A 14,542-nucleotide genomic window follows, 5' to 3' on the forward strand; every position below is an offset into this window, starting at 1 on the left:
CAGGGCACACTTCGCCCCTCTGTCACTGGAGCCAGCATGGACGAGTTCCACCTCCCGTTGCGCGTCGAGGTCGACCCCTCGAAGAACCTCAACGACCTGTTCGCCGAGCGCGTCACCAGCACGCCCGACGGAGTGCTCGTCGAGCACAAGACGCAGCAGGACGGACCCTGGATCCCCCTGACCGCGCGGGAGTTCGACGCGGAGATCGTGGCCGTCGCCAAGGGCCTCGTCGCGCGCGGCGTGCAGCCCGGCGACCGCGTCGGCATCATGTCGCGCACCCGGTACGAGTGGTCGCTCCTCGACTGGGCCGTCTGGGCCGCCGGGGCCATCCCCGTCCCGCTGTACGAGACGTCGTCGGCCGAGCAGGTCCTGTGGATCCTCACCGACGCGGACGTCTCGCTGCTCGTCGTCGAGTCCGCCGCCCACGCGGCCGTCGTCGACGAGGTCCGCGCCGACACGCCCCACCTGCGCGAGGTGCTCGTCATCGACGACGGCGCCGTCGACGCGCTCGTCTCCGGCGGCACCGAGGTGGCCGACGACGAGATCGCACGTCGTCGCGGGCTCGCGTCGCTGGGCGACGTCGCGACGATCATCTACACGTCGGGCACCACCGGTCGGCCCAAGGGCGTCGAGCTCTCGCACGGCAACTTCTACGAGCTGACCGTCAACGCCGTCGCCGACCTGCACGAGGTGTTCAGCGAGCCCGGGGCACGCACCCTGCTCTTCATGCCGCTCGCGCACGTGTTCGCCCGGTTCATCGAGGTGCTGTGCATCCCCGCCGGCGCGGTCCTCGGTCACAGCCCCAGCACCGTGACCCTGCTCGAGGACCTCGGCACCTTCCGGCCGACGTTCATCCTCGCGGTGCCCCGCGTGTTCGAGAAGGTCTACAACTCGGCCGAGCAGAAGGCAGCTGCCGCAGGGAAGGGCTCGATCTTCCAGCGCGCCGCCAAGACCTCGATCGTGTACTCGCGCGCTCTCGACAACCCGCGCGGACCCAGCCCGTGGCTCCGCCTCCAGCACAAGGTGGCCGACGCGCTGGTGCTGCACAAGCTGCGCAACGCGCTGGGCGGTCAGGCGCGCTGGGCCGTCTCGGGTGGCGCGCCCCTCGGCGAGCGTCTGGGCCACTTCTACCGGGGCCTCGGTCTCAACGTGCTCGAGGGCTACGGCCTGACCGAGACCACGGCACCCGCGACGGTCAACCGGCCCGGCCGCGGCACCAAGATCGGCACGGTCGGCCTCCCCCTGCCGGGCAGCGGGGTCCGGATCGCCGCCGACGGCGAGATCGAGCTCCAGGGCATCCAGGTGTTCCGCGGGTACCACAACAACGACGCGGCGACCGCGGAGTCCGTGCACGACGGGTGGTTCCGGACCGGTGACCTCGGGTCGCTCGACGACGAGGGCTACCTGCGCATCACGGGACGCAAGAAGGAGATCATCGTCACGGCGGGCGGCAAGAACGTCGCGCCGGCCGTGCTCGAGGACCGCATCCGTGCACACCCGCTGGTGAGCCAGGTGGTCGTGGTCGGCGACCAGCGGCCGTTCATCGGCGCGCTCATCACGCTCGACCCCGAGGGCGTGCCGGGCTGGCTCGCGGCGCACGGCAAGCCGGAGATGACGCTGGCGGAGGCGAGCAAGGACGCGGACGTCCTGGCGTCGCTCGACAAGGTGGTCGAGAAGGCGAACAAGGCCGTGTCCCGCGCGGAGTCGGTGCGCAAGTACCGGATCCTCGACACGGACCTCACCATCGCCAACGGCTACCTCACGCCCAAGCTCAGCATCCGTCGCAACGAGGTCCTGAAGGACTACGCGGGCGAGGTCGACGCGCTCTACGACGGCCCGGCGCAGGACTGACGGGTCACACCGACCGCACGAGACGCAGGGGCGGGACGAGACCCGACGCCGCGAGCACGCCGATGGCGTGCTGCTCCGCGGAGTCGAGCTCGACCGCCCCTGCGGCCGCGCCGGCCGACCTGGGCGCACCGCCGGCGACCTGCGCGGCCGGCGACGCGCGCACCGGGATGGTCAGGAACGTCACGACGCAGTCCGCGCACGCGGTGGCGGGCGCCGTGCAGGTGTCGCAGTCGATGATCATGCGTCGGACGCTAGCCACGACCACCGACAACGACGTCAGAGGCGCTGCAGACGGGCCACCAGCGTGCTCGACGGCACCACCCACGCGCCCGCCGTCTCGACGTCCCGGACGACCTCACGGTCGCTCGTCACGACGACGAGCACCCGTCCTGGCGGCTCCGCCTGGACGAGCCGGCGGATGAGGTCGTCGGCGATCTCCCCCACCGCGAACAGCACCCGGACGCCGCGCGCGTACCCGCCGGGCCCACCGGCCGGCTGCGCCTGTCCTTCCTGGCCGTCGAAGCAGCACGTCACCTCGGCGCCGGTGCGGGCAGCCACCCCGGCGAGCCCGTCCACGAGCCGGCGGCGCTGCTCGGCCAGCGACAGCTCGCCGAACCCCGACTTGGAGACGTTGTAGCCGTCGACGATCAGGTGCGCCCAGGGCTGACGGAGCAGCTCGTCCAGGAGAGCAGGGTCGTCCACCGAACGCCCGCGCGAGCCCGGACGCACCGCGACGCGCTCCGTCGGTGGGCTGACGAGATCGGCCGGAAGGTCCGCCACGGGCGGCAGCGCGAGCTCGGACCGCAGGCCGCTCGCCGCGTCGACGATGGTGTCGAGCAGCAACCGCACGCGGACGTCGGCGAGCTTGCGGGCCGCACGCAGCTCCGCGCGGGCCGCGGTGCGCTCGGCGTTGGCGGATCGGCGCTCGTCGAGCGCCTGCGCCAGGTCGGCCTCGGCACGCGACCGCGCGAGCTCGGCCGCGTCGAGGGACGCACGGGCGTCCTCGGCGGCCCGCCGCCCCTCGCTGCGGGCCCGGTCGGCGTCCGAGCGCAGCCGCCGCAGCTCGCGCTGGAGCGCCACGAGCTGGTCCTGGGCGGACCTCGCCTCGTCCCGCGCCGCGGCGGCCTCCGCGCGGAGCCGCTCGGACTCGGCCTGGGAACGCTCGAGCCGCGCCTGCGCCTGTGCCGTGCCGGCCCCGCCGTCGACCTCGTCCGCGGGGAGAAGGTCGCGCCACGCGGCGGTGCCGAGGAGCCAGGCACCGGTCGCCGCTCGCACCGACGGCGGGACAGGCTCCTCCGCGTCGGCCCCGAGGCGGCCTGCGAGCTCCGGGTGGTTCTGCGCCCACACCCGGGCGACCCGGGCGCGGAAGCCGTCGTCCTGCAGCGCGAGCCACAGCGGTCCGGCTCCCGCGGTCGCACGACGTCGGGGAGCGAACTTGTGCACGGCGCGCAGCGACTGCGGCACGTCGGCCGGTTCGGCCGCCCCGAGCACGTCGGCGGCGACCTGCACGAGCGCCGAGCGCAGCGCCTGTGGCACCTCCCCGGCACCGTCGCCGGACTCCTGCGCTCCACCCATGCCCTGCACCCTAGGTCGCGCCACGACCTCACGCGGCCCGACGGCCACCCGGTGGGGGTGAGCGTCGGGCCGCGCGTGTCACCGGACGTCAGGGCGTGGTCGCACCCAGGACGTAGGAGCCGGAGCCGGAGTACGCCAGCACGACGTACCGGTAGGTGCCGGCCGTGCCGTTGTAGGTGAACGCCTCGTTGTTCGACGAGGTCGTGCCCTGCGCGACGGTCGACCACGTCGACCCGCTGCGCTTCTGCAGGTAGAGGTCGAAGTCGGCGCCCGACGGGCCCGCGAGGCAGAGCCGGAAGGTGCCGCTGCGCGTCACGGTCACGGACCCACCGGACGGCTGGGCGACCGCTGCGCCGGAGCTGAGCGAGCCCTGGTAGCTGGCGCCGTAGCCCGTGCACGCCGTCGTCGGGGGCGGCGTGGTGCCGCCTCCGGTGGTCAGCGTGAGGCCGTAGGCGGACAGGATCTCGTTCACCGGCTGGAAGTACGTGGTGCCTCCCGAGGAGCAGTTGCCGGACCCGCCGGACGTCACGCCCTGCGCCTGGGTGCCGGCGATGAGCGAGCCACCGGAGTCACCGGGCTCGGCGCACACGTTCGTCCGGATCAACCCGCTGACCGTGCCCTGCGAGTAGGTCACGCTCGCGTTGCGGGCCTGGACCGTGCCGCAGTGCCACCCGGTCGTGGACCCGGAGCGGCAGACGGACGCACCGACCGCCGCGTCGGTCGACCCGGCCACCGAGACCCGGGAGCCGTCGTAGCGGTTCACCGCGCCGACCGGTGTGTTGCCCGAGGCGGCGCGGACCCACGCGTAGTCGTTGCCGGGGAAGCTCGACCCCGCGAACGTCCCGCTCGGCGACGTCGTCGTCGCACCCGACGTCCCGCAGTGGCCGGCCGTCACGAAGCCGCCGGTCACCGCGAAGCCGACCGAGCACCGCGAGCCGCTGCCGATGTAGTAGGCGTTCCCACCGACGATGTCGATGTAGGTCTGGGGCGCCTCCTCCGTGGCCTCGAACGACACCGAGCCGGCCGGGACGCCCGCACGCTCGATCAGAGCCTGGGCCGTGGCCTCTCCGCCGGGACGCACCGAGACGACGACGGAGTTGGTGGCGACGTCCACGTACCAGCTGGGGACCTGGTCGGCTGCGGCCGGGTCCGCCGCGTCGAGCGACGCCTGCCAGCTCTCCAGCTCGGCGAGCGTGTCGTCGACGACGACCGCCTTCGCGCCCGCCGCCTGGACCGCGGCCGCGGCTCCTTGGTCGGCCACGCCGACGTACAGCACGTTCTGCGTGGGATCGACCCACGCCCCTGCGAAGGAGGCGCCGAGCCGCCGCTCGAGGGCGTCCTCGATGCCTGCGGCGCGGGCCTGGAACGAGAGCCTCGCTCCCGCGTCGGAGCGGCTGATCCCGAGGTCGCGCTCCAGCGCGCGGGCGATCCCGGGGTCGACCTTCTGCTCGATGCCGAGCTCGTGGGGGCTGGTGGATCCGGGGTCGGATGCTGCGGCAGTCGATCCGACCGCCAGCGGTCCGGCGAGGAGCGCGCCGGCCGCACAGGCCGTCACCGCCGCTCTCCAGGTGTGTCGCGTCATGTCTGTCGTCCCTCCGTCGTCACATCGGCCGGGTAGGCCGGTTGTCACGATAGGGATGACAGGTGTCGAGCAACAGATCACTCGCAGGGCATCACACCGCAGTTATGTGGTGGCGCCCAGGGGTCATCCATTCCACGAAGCGCGGGCTGCTCCGGCTGACGGCCTCGGCGTGCGCGCCCACGGCGGCGTCGAGGATCCCCTCGACCGGCAGCGTGACGCTCTCGTCGTGCCACCCGACGTGGTGCGCCCACTGCAGCGGCACGCCTGCGAGGGGGACCACGGAGAGCCCCGGGGTGTCCGGGAACGTCGGCTGCACCAGCGCGACGCCGTGCCCCGCACGCACGAGGTCGACGCACGCCGCCCGGTCCGCCTCACTCACCTTGCCGGGCGTGAACCCCGCTCGGGCGCAGGCCGTCACGAAGCACCGCTGGAAGCACCCCGCACCGGACACCCCGAACCACTCGGCGTCCGCGAGGTCGCTCAGGGTGGCCACGGGACGGGCGGCGAGCGGATGGGCGTCCGGGACCAGCACGAACACCGGGTCGGTGCTCACCCGGGACCACCGGACCCCGTCCGCCGCCGGTGGCTCGGCAGTCCCGCACAGGCCGACGAGCGCCACGTCGAGCACCCCCGACGCCAGCTGCTCCGTGACGCCGTCGACGTCGGGCAGCGTCACGCTCGTCACCTCGACGTCCAGCTCCGAGATCAGGCGGTTGACGAACAGACCGCCGAGCGCCGTGCTCGCGGTGCCCACGCGCACCGAGCGCGTCCGCACCTCCGTCCCGGCCACGATCCGGTGCGCGTCCTCCACCAGCGCCGCCATGGCCGGCAGCAGGACCTTGGCCCGCCCGAGGACGAACTCGCCCAGCGCCGTCGGGCGCGCCCCGCGCTGGTCCCGGGTGAACACGGCGGCGCCGAACGTCCTGTCGATCCGGTTGAGCTGGGCGGTCACGGCCGGCTGCGTGAGCCCGAGGGCGGTGGCCGCGCGCGTCACCGAGCCCTGCTCGGCGACCGTGATGATCAGACGCAGGTGACGCAGCTCCAGCTCCATCGGTCGAAACTATCGACCTCCCGTCCCCAGGGGGAGGTCCGCGGGCTGCGACGCACCGCACGGAGATCCCGCTCGTGTCGGTGGCCGTGGGTAGCGTCCCCGTCATGTCGACCGTCCGCTCCCTGCGCCCCGTCCGGGCGGACGCCATCCCCGACCCCGCCGGTCGCCCGGTCCAGCTCACCCTCGAGGACCTGGGCACCCCGCTGTCGGACGTCACGTTCGTCGTCGTCGACCTGGAGACCACCGGCGGCACGCCCGCCGACTGCGCGATCACCGAGATCGGGGCGGTCAAGGTGCGCGGGGGCGAGGTCCTCGGCGAGTTCCAGACGCTCGTGGACCCCGGCGGCCCGGTCCCACCGTTCATCCAGGTGCTCACCGGGATCACCACCACCATGCTCATCGGCGCCCCGCCGATCGAGCAGGTGCTGCCCAGCTTCCTCGAGTTCTCCCGCGGAGCCGTGCTGGTCGCCCACAACGCCCCGTTCGACGTCGGGTTCCTCAAGGCCGCCGCCGCCAGGACCGGCCACGCCTGGCCCGGCAACCAGGTGGTGGACACGGTCCGGCTCGCCCGGCGCGTCGTCACGCGCGACGAGGCGCCGAACCACAAGCTGTCGACCCTCGCCGGCCTGTTCCACGCCACCGTCACGCCCAACCACCGGGCGCTGGCGGACGCCCAGGCGACGGTGGACGTGCTGCACGCCCTGCTGGCGCGGCTCGCTCCGCTGGGCGTCACGCACCTGGAGGACCTCGCCACCGCGACGGACCCTGTCCCGCAGGACGTGCGGCGCAAGCGCACCCTCGCCGACGGGCTGCCGGACAGCCCGGGCGTCTACCTGTTCCGCGGTCCCGGCGACGAGGTCCTGTACGTGGGCACGTCCACCACGTCGCTGCGTCAACGCGTGCGGTCGTACTTCACGTCGGCCGAGAAGCGCAGCCGCATGATCGAGATGGTCCGGGTCGCGCACCGCGTGGACCCGGTCCCGTGCGCCACCCCGCTGGAGGCGCGCATCCGCGAGCTGCGGCTCATCGCCGCCCACTCCCCCCGGTACAACCGCCGCTCCCGGTTCCCGGAACGGATGCCGTGGGTCCGGCTCACCTCGGAGCCCTACCCGCGACTGTCCGTCGTCCGCGAGGTCAAGGACGAGGACGGCGCCACCTACATCGGGCCGTTCTCCTCGGCGTCCACCGCGCAGCTGGCGGTCGAGGCGTTGCACGAGAGCTTCCCGATCCGGCAGTGCACCCGCCGGCTCCCCCTGGTCGCTCTCGCCGGCACGTCGGCCTGCGTGCTCGCCGAGATGGGCAAGTGCGGGGCGCCGTGCACCGGCCACCAGAGCCCGGTCGACTATGCGGACGTGGTCGACCGGGTCCGGCACGCGATGCTCGCGGACGCGACTCCGGTGGTCGAGGCGCACGCCGACCGCATCGCCTGGCTCGCAGCACAGGAACGGTTCGAGGAGGCCGCGACCGTCCGGGACCGGCTCGGCGGCTTCCTGCGCGGTGCAGCACGCGCCCAACGGTTCGCGCCGCTCGCCGCCTGTCCCGAGCTCGTCGCCGCCCGCCGCAGCGACGACGGCGGGTGGGAGATCGTGCTGGTGCGTTACGGACGCCTCGCCGGGACGGCCCGCGTCGACCGTCGTACCGACCCCCGCCCGACGATCGCGACCCTGCAGGCCACCGGCGAGCAGGTGGAGCCCGGCGTGGCTCCGGCGACGGCGGCCCACCCGGAGGAGACAGACCTGATCCTCGCCTGGTTGGAGAAGCCCGGCGTCCGGCTCGTCGCCGTGGACACGCCGTGGGCGTGCCCGGTGCGGTCCGCGGAAGCTCTGGGCGATGCTGCCACCGCCGTCGGCTCCCTGGACCGGCCGCGTCTCGCCACCACACCGGACGGCCGCGTCGTCCAGCTGGTGCCGGCGTCCGGGAGCGCCGGCGGGGAACGAGAGCTCGACATCACCGAGGCGCGTCCGGTCACGCTCGACCTGGACGCCGCGCGGGTCATCCCGATCAGCGCCCGCCCGCCACGCACGGCATGATGACGACCATGCTGACCGCCATCGTGCTCATCGACTCGGACGCCGCGAGGATCCCGGAGGTCGCCGCGGCGATCGCGGACCTGCCCGGTGTCAGCGAGGTCTACTCCGTCACCGGAGAGGTCGACCTCATCGCCATGGTCCGCGTGCGCGAGCACGACGACCTCGCGGACGTGATCGCGGACAAGGTGAGCAAGATCGAGGGCGTCCTGCGCACCCAGACGTACATCGCGTTCCGCACGTACTCCCAGCACGACCTGGAGCAGGCCTTCTCCCTCGGGCTGGAGGACTGACCCGGAGCGGAGCGCAGGGTCGGTCCGACCACCAGCACGCGGCCCAAGGCCAGTGCCGTCAGCGTGCGCTGGCGGCCCGCCAGCGTGCCAGGGCGTCCGCCGCGGCGCCGGTGTCGAGCGACGCACGCGCGTGCTCGCTGCCCGCTGCCAGTCGCTCGACGAGCGTGCCGTCCGCCGTGCCGGGCAGGGTGCCGTCCGCCACGAGCGCTGCCGCGGAATTGAGCACGACGGTCTCGCGCACGGGACCCGTCTGGCCGTCGAGCAGCCGGCGAGCGACGTCGGCGTTGTAGTCCGCCTTCGCTCCTCGCAGCGACTCGAGGGTGATCCGCGCGACCCCGAGGTCGGCCTCCCAGTCGATCACCGACTCCGAGACGCCCCCGTCCCGCACCTCCCAGATGCGCGTGGGACCGGTCGGGGCGATCTCGTCGAGCCCGTCCTCGCCGCGGAACACGAGCGCGCTGGCTCCCCGTCCGGCGAGCACGCCGGCCAGGAGCGGCGCCATCCGCGCCTCGGCGACACCGATCGCGGCGGACCGGGGCTGGGCCGGGTTGGTGAGCGGCCCGAGGAAGTTGAAGGCCGTGCCGATGCCCAGCTCGGTGCGCGCCGCGGCGGTGTGCCGGAACGAGGGGTGGAACACCTGCGCGAAGCAGAACGTGATGCCCACCTCGGTGGCGAGCTCCGCGACCCGTGCAGGGGGGTGGTCCAGCCGGATGCCCAGCTCTTCGAGGACGTCCGCGGAACCGGACGACGACGACGCGGCACGGTTGCCGTGCTTGACGACCGTGATCCCCGCACCGGCGATGACCAGGGCAGACATGGTCGAGATGTTCACGGTGTGGGACCGGTCACCACCGGTGCCGACGATGTCGAGGGTCCGGCCCGGGACCTCGATGCGGACCGCATGCGCGAGCATCGTGTCGGCCAGGGCGGAGAGCTCTTCGACGGACTCGCCCTTGGTCTTGAGCCCGAGGAGGAACGCGGCGATCTTCGGCGTCGTGGCTGCGCCGCTCATGATCTCGGACATGGCCCACGACGTCTGCTCGCTCGAGAGGTCGGTGCGTGCCGCGAGCGTGGCGAACAGGTCTGGCCACGTGTACGGCGTCGGTGCGGTGAGGGCGTCCGTCATCGTGTGACGGCCGTCGACTCGACGATCGCCGCGACGGCTCCGTGCAGCTCCACGGGGTCGAGCGGGCGGCTCACGACGGCGTCGGCGTTCGACCAGGACGCGAGCCAGGCGTCCTGGGGGCGTCCGGTGAGGACAAGGGTGGGCGGGCACCGGAAGATCTCGTCCTTGAGCTGACGCGCGAGCCCGAGGCCACCGACCTTGTCGGCCTCGCCGTCGAGGATCAGCAGGTCCAGGCTGCCCGACTCGGCCTGCGCGATGACGGCGGCCGCGGTGGCCACCTCGACCCACTCGATGTCGGGGGCACCCCGGCGCAGCCGGCGACCGACCGCGAGCCGCACCTGCGCGCGCGCGTCGACGTCGTCGCTGTACAGAAGGATCCGCGGGCCGGGGGTGGCGGCTCCTGCGTTCTCGGGCTGCGCCGTGCTCATGGAAGGTCCTCACTCGTCGTCGACGTGCGTCCGTTGGGGATTCTGGCACGGCTCGTCCCCCTGGGGTGGGCAGGCCCGCGTCCGGGTCTCCCGAGCGCATAGCACGGGCGTCGCGACGCGCCGCGCACGGAGGTTCCGCCACGGCGCCAAGGCACCCTCGCAGCGTCCCTGCGGAGGCTCCAGATCCGCGTGATCTCGGGGCGGCTCCTCGCGCGCGAGGCCCCGGATCATGACGGTGTGACATTTACCTGAGGCCACGCTGAGCGTCCGACGTCCCATGGGGGTGCGTCATCAGCCATAATGACGATCGTGTCGACCGCAACGGCTGCCCCGCGCACCAGCCCCCACGTGAGCGTCAACCGACCCAACCCGGTGTCGGTAGGCACGATCGTCTGGCTGGCCAGCGAGCTCATGTTCTTCGCCGGCCTCTTCGCCATGTACTTCACGTTGCGTGGCGCCGATCCGGAAGCCTGGGCGGAGAACACCCCCAAGCTCAACATCACCTTCGCCGCGATCAACACCACGGTGCTGGTGCTGTCCTCGGTGACGTGCCAGATGGGTGTGTGGGCCGCGGAGCGGTTCCAGCCCGTGCGCACCGGTTCCCTGATCCAGGTGAACCGCTGGGGCATGAACGAGTGGATGGCCCTGACGTACCTCATGGGCGCCTTCTTCATCGGCGGACAGATCTACGAGTACGCCGAGCTCGTCCACGAGGGCCTCACCATCGCGTCGAGCCCGTACGGCTCGGTCTTCTACCTGACGACCGGGTTCCACGGTCTGCACGTCGTCGGCGGTCTGCTCGCCTTCCTCTTCCTGCTCGGTCGGTCCTTCAGCGCCAAGCGGTTCGGTCACCACGAGGCGACCACCGCGATCGTGACGTCGTACTACTGGCACTTCGTCGACGTCGTGTGGATCGCGCTCTTCGCCGTCATCTACCTCCTGAAATAGAGGCGGCGGGCGCCCCCGCCCCTCGCTTTCCGTAGTCCCTATCCCCCATGTGCGAGACGAGGATCGATCCGTGAAGGCACTCGCAGCCCGCAGGCAGGATCGGCGTGCGCCGATCGTGCTGCTCCTGCTGGCGCTGCTGCTCACCGGTGGCCTGTACGCGGTGCTGGCACCGACGTCGGCCGACGCGACGCCTGTGCAGGCGAGCACCAACGACATCGCGACCGGCGAGAAGCTGTTCCAGGCCAACTGCGCCTCCTGCCACGGACCGGCCGCGTCCGGCACGGCGAGCGGCCCGTCCCTCATCGGTGTGGGCGCCGCAGCCGTCGACTTCCAGGTCGGTACCGGTCGGATGCCCATGCAGATGAGCGGGCCGCAGGCGCAGGTCAAGCCGGTCCAGTTCGACCAGGAGCAGATCAACCAGCTCGCCGCGTTCGTCGCGTCGCTGGGTGCCGGTCCCGCCATCCCCACCGCGGAGCAGGTCGACCCCGCGCTCGGTGACGTGGCCAACGGGATGCTGATCTTCCGCACCAACTGCGCGATGTGCCACAACGCCGTCGGCGCCGGTGGTGCGCTGTCCCAGGGCAAGTTCGCCCCCAGCCTGTGGGAGACCACCCCCACCCACCTGTACGAGGCCATGCTGACCGGCCCGCAGTCGATGCCCGTCTTCAACGACGCGAACATCACGCCCGAGGAGAAGCGCGACATCATCGCGTTCATCGACCAGCAGGGCGGCACGTCGCCCGGCGGTCTCAACCTCGGCGCCCTCGGCCCGGTGAGCGAGGGCCTGTGGGCCTGGGTCGTCGGCATGGGCCTGCTCATCGGCGCAGCCGTCTGGATCGGAGCGAAGTCCTCGTGACCAACCACGACACCGGCCACGAGGCCAACAACGAGATCGTCACGCACGAGCCGGGCGTGCTGCCCGACAGGTTCGAGGACCCGGGTCACCCGGAGCACCACGACCGCCTCGGCGACAACGACCCGAAGGCGAACAAGAAGGCCGAGCGACAGGTGGTCGCCCTCTTCGCCGTCTCCGTCATCGCCACCATCGGCTTCCTGGTCGCGTACTTCGCGCTCCCGCCGGGCGACACCCCGGAGTCGATGCTCCGTTCGAACCTCGCGCTCGGGCTCGGGCTCGCGCTCAGCCTCCTGGGCATCGGCTTCGCGGCCGTCCATTGGGCCAAGGCGCTCATGAACGACCACGAGAAGTCCGAGGAGCGGCACCTGCAGCGCAGCTCGGACGAGAACCGCGAGGCCGCGGTCACCGTGCTGAAGGACGGCGCCGCGGACTCGGCCATCGGTCGGCGCGGCGTGCTCCAGGGCGCGATGATCTCCGCGCTGGCGCTCTTCCCGCTCGCGATCATCGTGCCGTTCGTCGGCAACATCGGCGACGACTGGAACGTCTCCAAGTTCCGGCACACAATGTGGAAGAAGGGCACCAAGCTCGCCACCGACCCGACGGGCCGGCCGATCAAGGCCGCGGACGTCACGATCGGTTCGGTGTTCCACGTGATCCCGGAGGACCTCCACGAGGCGGAGCACCCGCTGGACGAGAAGGCCAAGGCCGTCGTCCTGCTGGTCCGTCTCGACCCGGCCGACCTCACGGAGGCCGAGGACCGCAAGGGTTGGTCCTACGACGGGATCGTCGCATACTCGAAGATCTGCACCCACGTGGGTTGTCCGGTCGCGCTGTACGAGCAGCAGACTCACCACCTCCTGTGCCCGTGCCACCAGTCGACGTTCGACGTGGCGGACGGAGCGAAGGTCGTGTTCGGACCGGCGAAGCGGCCTCTGCCGCAGCTGCCGATCACTGTCGATGACGAGGGCTACCTGATCGCTCAGAGCGACTTCACCGAGCCCGTCGGCCCGAGCTACTGGGAGCGTCTGGCCCGATGACGACCACAGCCACCCCGACCCCCGTCGAGAAGCTCGCCGCGGGCACCGCGGACTACCTGGACCAGCGCACCGGCATCGGCACGTTCGTCAAGACGTTCGCGCGCAAGATCTTCCCCGACCACTGGTCGTTCCTGCTCGGTGAGATCGCGCTGTTCAGCTTCATCACGATCCTGATCTCGGGCGTCTTCCTCACGATCTTCTTCGTGCCGAGCATGAACGAGGTCCACTACGAGGGCCCCTGGGCCGCCATGAACGGCATCGAGATGTCCGAGGCGTTCGCCTCGACGCTCCGGCTGTCGTTCGAGGTGCGCGGCGGTCTGCTCATGCGGCAGATCCACCACTGGGCCGCCCTGATCTTCATGGCCGCGATCGTGACGCACATGATGCGGGTGTTCTTCACGGGCGCGTTCCGCAAGCCGCGCGAGGTCAACTGGGTGGTCGGCTTCCTGCTGCTCATCCTCGGCCTGGCCGCCGGCTTCTCGGGCTACTCGCTCCCGGACGACGTCCTGTCGGGCAACGGGCTGCGCATCACCGACGGCGTCGTGCGGGCCATCCCGATCATCGGCAGCTACACGTCGTACTTCATCTTCGGCGGCGAGTTCCCGGGCCAGGACCTGATCCCGCGCCTCTTCACGGTGCACATCCTGCTGGTGCCGGGCATCATCCTGGCGCTGATCGGGCTGCACCTGTTCTTCGTCGTGCTGCACAAGCACACCCAGTACCCGGGCTCGGGCCGGTCGGACAAGAACGTCGTCGGCTACCCGCTGTTCCCGATCTACGTGGCGAAGGCCGGCGGCTACTTCTTCACCGTGTTCGGTGTCATTGCTCTGATGGCGGCGACGATGTCGATCAACCCGGTCTGGAACTACGGGCCGTACGACCCCTCGCCGATCTCCGCCGGAGCCCAACCGGACTGGTACATGCTCTTCCTCGAGGGCTCTCTGCGCCTGATGCCAGGGTTCACCGAGGTCGTGATCGGGCACTACACGCTGTCGCTCAACGTGATCATCCCGGCGATGGTCGTGCCGGGCATCCTGTTCACGCTGCTCGCCGCGTACCCGTTCATCGAGGCCTTCGCGACGGGCGACAAGCGTGAGCACCACGTCCTGGACCGTCCCCGCAACCGGCCGTTCCGGACCGCGTTCGGCGTCTCGCTCCTGACGGCGTTCTTCATCCTGGTGCTGGCCGGGTCCAACGACCTGATCGCGACGCACTTCCACATGTCGCTCAACGACATCACGTGGGCGTTCCGCGTCCTGATCTTCCTGGGTCCGTGGTTCGCGTTCTGGGTGACCAAGCGCATCTGCCTCGGCCTGCAGCGCAAGGACCGCGAGCTCGTCCTGCACGGTCACGAGACGGGACGCATCGTCCGGTTCGCCAACGGTGAGTACATCGAGGTGCACAAGCCGCTGGACGCTCACGAGCGCTGGCTGCGGGTGCAGCACGACGCGATCCGGCCGCTCGAGATCGAGCCGGCGGAGGACTCGCGTGGTGTCCGCCGCAAGGGCTATGCGCTGGACCGGATGCGTCAGCGCCTCTCGCAGACGTTCTACGAGGACCGCATCGAGCCCGTCACCCCCGCAGAGCTGGCGGCGTCCCACTCGCACGGTGAGCACGACACGATCGGGTCCACCGGCGAGCACGCACCGGCCGAGCTGACCAGCGCTGTGGGCGGCGGGCAGCACCTGGTTAATCCGCAGGATGAGACAGCCCCCGAGTGGCGGAATCGCTGATCCTGAGCAAGAGTTGACCGTGGAGTCGGGGGGGG

Annotated in this window: 13 protein-coding genes; 7 read left to right on the top strand and 6 right to left on the bottom strand. The window is 71.6% G+C overall.

The window, feature by feature from the left end:
- Positions 1-36: 36 nt before the first annotated feature.
- The gene (locus ACXJKF_RS08830; RefSeq protein WP_456787359.1) at positions 37-1,851 is read left to right on the top strand and encodes an AMP-dependent synthetase/ligase; all 1,815 of its coding nucleotides are present in this window, start codon (positions 37-39) and stop codon (positions 1,849-1,851) included.
- Positions 1,852-1,855: 4 nt separating this feature from the next.
- On the opposite strand, the gene ACXJKF_RS08835 is transcribed toward ACXJKF_RS08830, so the two are convergent.
- From ACXJKF_RS08835 to ACXJKF_RS08850, 4 genes are all read right to left on the bottom strand, one after another.
- Positions 1,856-2,092 carry a hypothetical protein gene (locus ACXJKF_RS08835; RefSeq protein WP_456787360.1) on the bottom strand — a complete coding sequence of 79 codons (237 nt, stop codon included), beginning with the start codon at positions 2,090-2,092 and terminating at the stop codon, positions 1,856-1,858.
- Positions 2,093-2,127: 35 nt separating this feature from the next.
- On the bottom strand, positions 2,128-3,426 hold the full coding sequence (locus ACXJKF_RS08840) for an NYN domain-containing protein (protein WP_456787361.1): 1,299 nt from the start codon (positions 3,424-3,426) through the stop codon (positions 2,128-2,130).
- Positions 3,427-3,514: 88 nt separating this feature from the next.
- Complete coding sequence (locus ACXJKF_RS08845; protein WP_456787362.1) at positions 3,515-5,008, bottom strand: S1 family peptidase; 1,494 nt, start codon at positions 5,006-5,008, stop codon at positions 3,515-3,517.
- A 91-nt stretch (positions 5,009-5,099) separates the two neighbouring features.
- A complete protein-coding gene (locus ACXJKF_RS08850; RefSeq protein WP_456787363.1) occupies positions 5,100-6,059 on the bottom strand; it encodes a LysR family transcriptional regulator in 960 nt (319 codons plus the stop codon).
- Between the two features lie 104 nt (positions 6,060-6,163).
- Here ACXJKF_RS08850 and ACXJKF_RS08855 point away from each other — a divergent pair, with 104 nt between their 5' ends.
- Both ACXJKF_RS08855 and ACXJKF_RS08860 read left to right on the top strand, forming a co-directional pair.
- On the top strand, positions 6,164-8,089 hold the full coding sequence (locus ACXJKF_RS08855) for a DEDD exonuclease domain-containing protein (protein ID WP_456787364.1): 1,926 nt from the start codon (positions 6,164-6,166) through the stop codon (positions 8,087-8,089).
- 8 nt (positions 8,090-8,097) lie between these two features.
- Positions 8,098-8,379 (top strand): Lrp/AsnC family transcriptional regulator, encoded by a 282-nt coding sequence (locus ACXJKF_RS08860; RefSeq protein ID WP_146844535.1) that lies wholly within the window; start codon positions 8,098-8,100, stop codon positions 8,377-8,379.
- A 58-nt stretch (positions 8,380-8,437) separates the two neighbouring features.
- Here ACXJKF_RS08860 and trpD read toward each other — a convergent pair whose 3' ends face one another.
- Positions 8,438-9,505 (bottom strand): anthranilate phosphoribosyltransferase, encoded by a 1,068-nt coding sequence (trpD, locus tag ACXJKF_RS08865; RefSeq protein ID WP_456787365.1) that lies wholly within the window; start codon positions 9,503-9,505, stop codon positions 8,438-8,440.
- Positions 9,502-9,933 carry a hypothetical protein gene (locus tag ACXJKF_RS08870; RefSeq protein WP_456787366.1) on the bottom strand — a complete coding sequence of 144 codons (432 nt, stop codon included), beginning with the start codon at positions 9,931-9,933 and terminating at the stop codon, positions 9,502-9,504. The genes trpD and ACXJKF_RS08870 overlap by 4 nt, the downstream gene beginning before the upstream one ends.
- A gap of 300 nt (positions 9,934-10,233) precedes the next feature.
- Between ACXJKF_RS08870 and ctaE the strand changes: the two genes are divergently transcribed.
- From ctaE to qcrB, 4 genes are all read left to right on the top strand, one after another.
- Entirely contained in the window at positions 10,234-10,881 is a 648-nt protein-coding gene (gene ctaE / locus ACXJKF_RS08875) for an aa3-type cytochrome oxidase subunit III (protein ID WP_456787367.1), read from the top strand.
- A gap of 70 nt (positions 10,882-10,951) precedes the next feature.
- The gene (gene qcrC / locus ACXJKF_RS08880; RefSeq protein ID WP_456787368.1) at positions 10,952-11,737 is read left to right on the top strand and encodes a cytochrome bc1 complex diheme cytochrome c subunit; all 786 of its coding nucleotides are present in this window, start codon (positions 10,952-10,954) and stop codon (positions 11,735-11,737) included.
- Positions 11,734-12,774, top strand: coding sequence for a cytochrome bc1 complex Rieske iron-sulfur subunit (qcrA, locus tag ACXJKF_RS08885; RefSeq protein ID WP_456787369.1), 1,041 nt, complete (start codon positions 11,734-11,736; stop codon positions 12,772-12,774). Before qcrC ends, qcrA begins: the two co-directional genes overlap by 4 nt.
- Positions 12,771-14,507: a cytochrome bc1 complex cytochrome b subunit gene (gene qcrB, locus ACXJKF_RS08890; RefSeq protein ID WP_456787370.1), complete on the top strand. Its 1,737-nt coding sequence runs from the start codon at positions 12,771-12,773 to the stop codon at positions 14,505-14,507. The genes qcrA and qcrB overlap by 4 nt, the downstream gene beginning before the upstream one ends.
- The last annotated feature ends 35 nt before the right edge of the window (positions 14,508-14,542 follow it).

Source organism: Cellulomonas sp. P5_C5 (assembly GCF_054049655.1).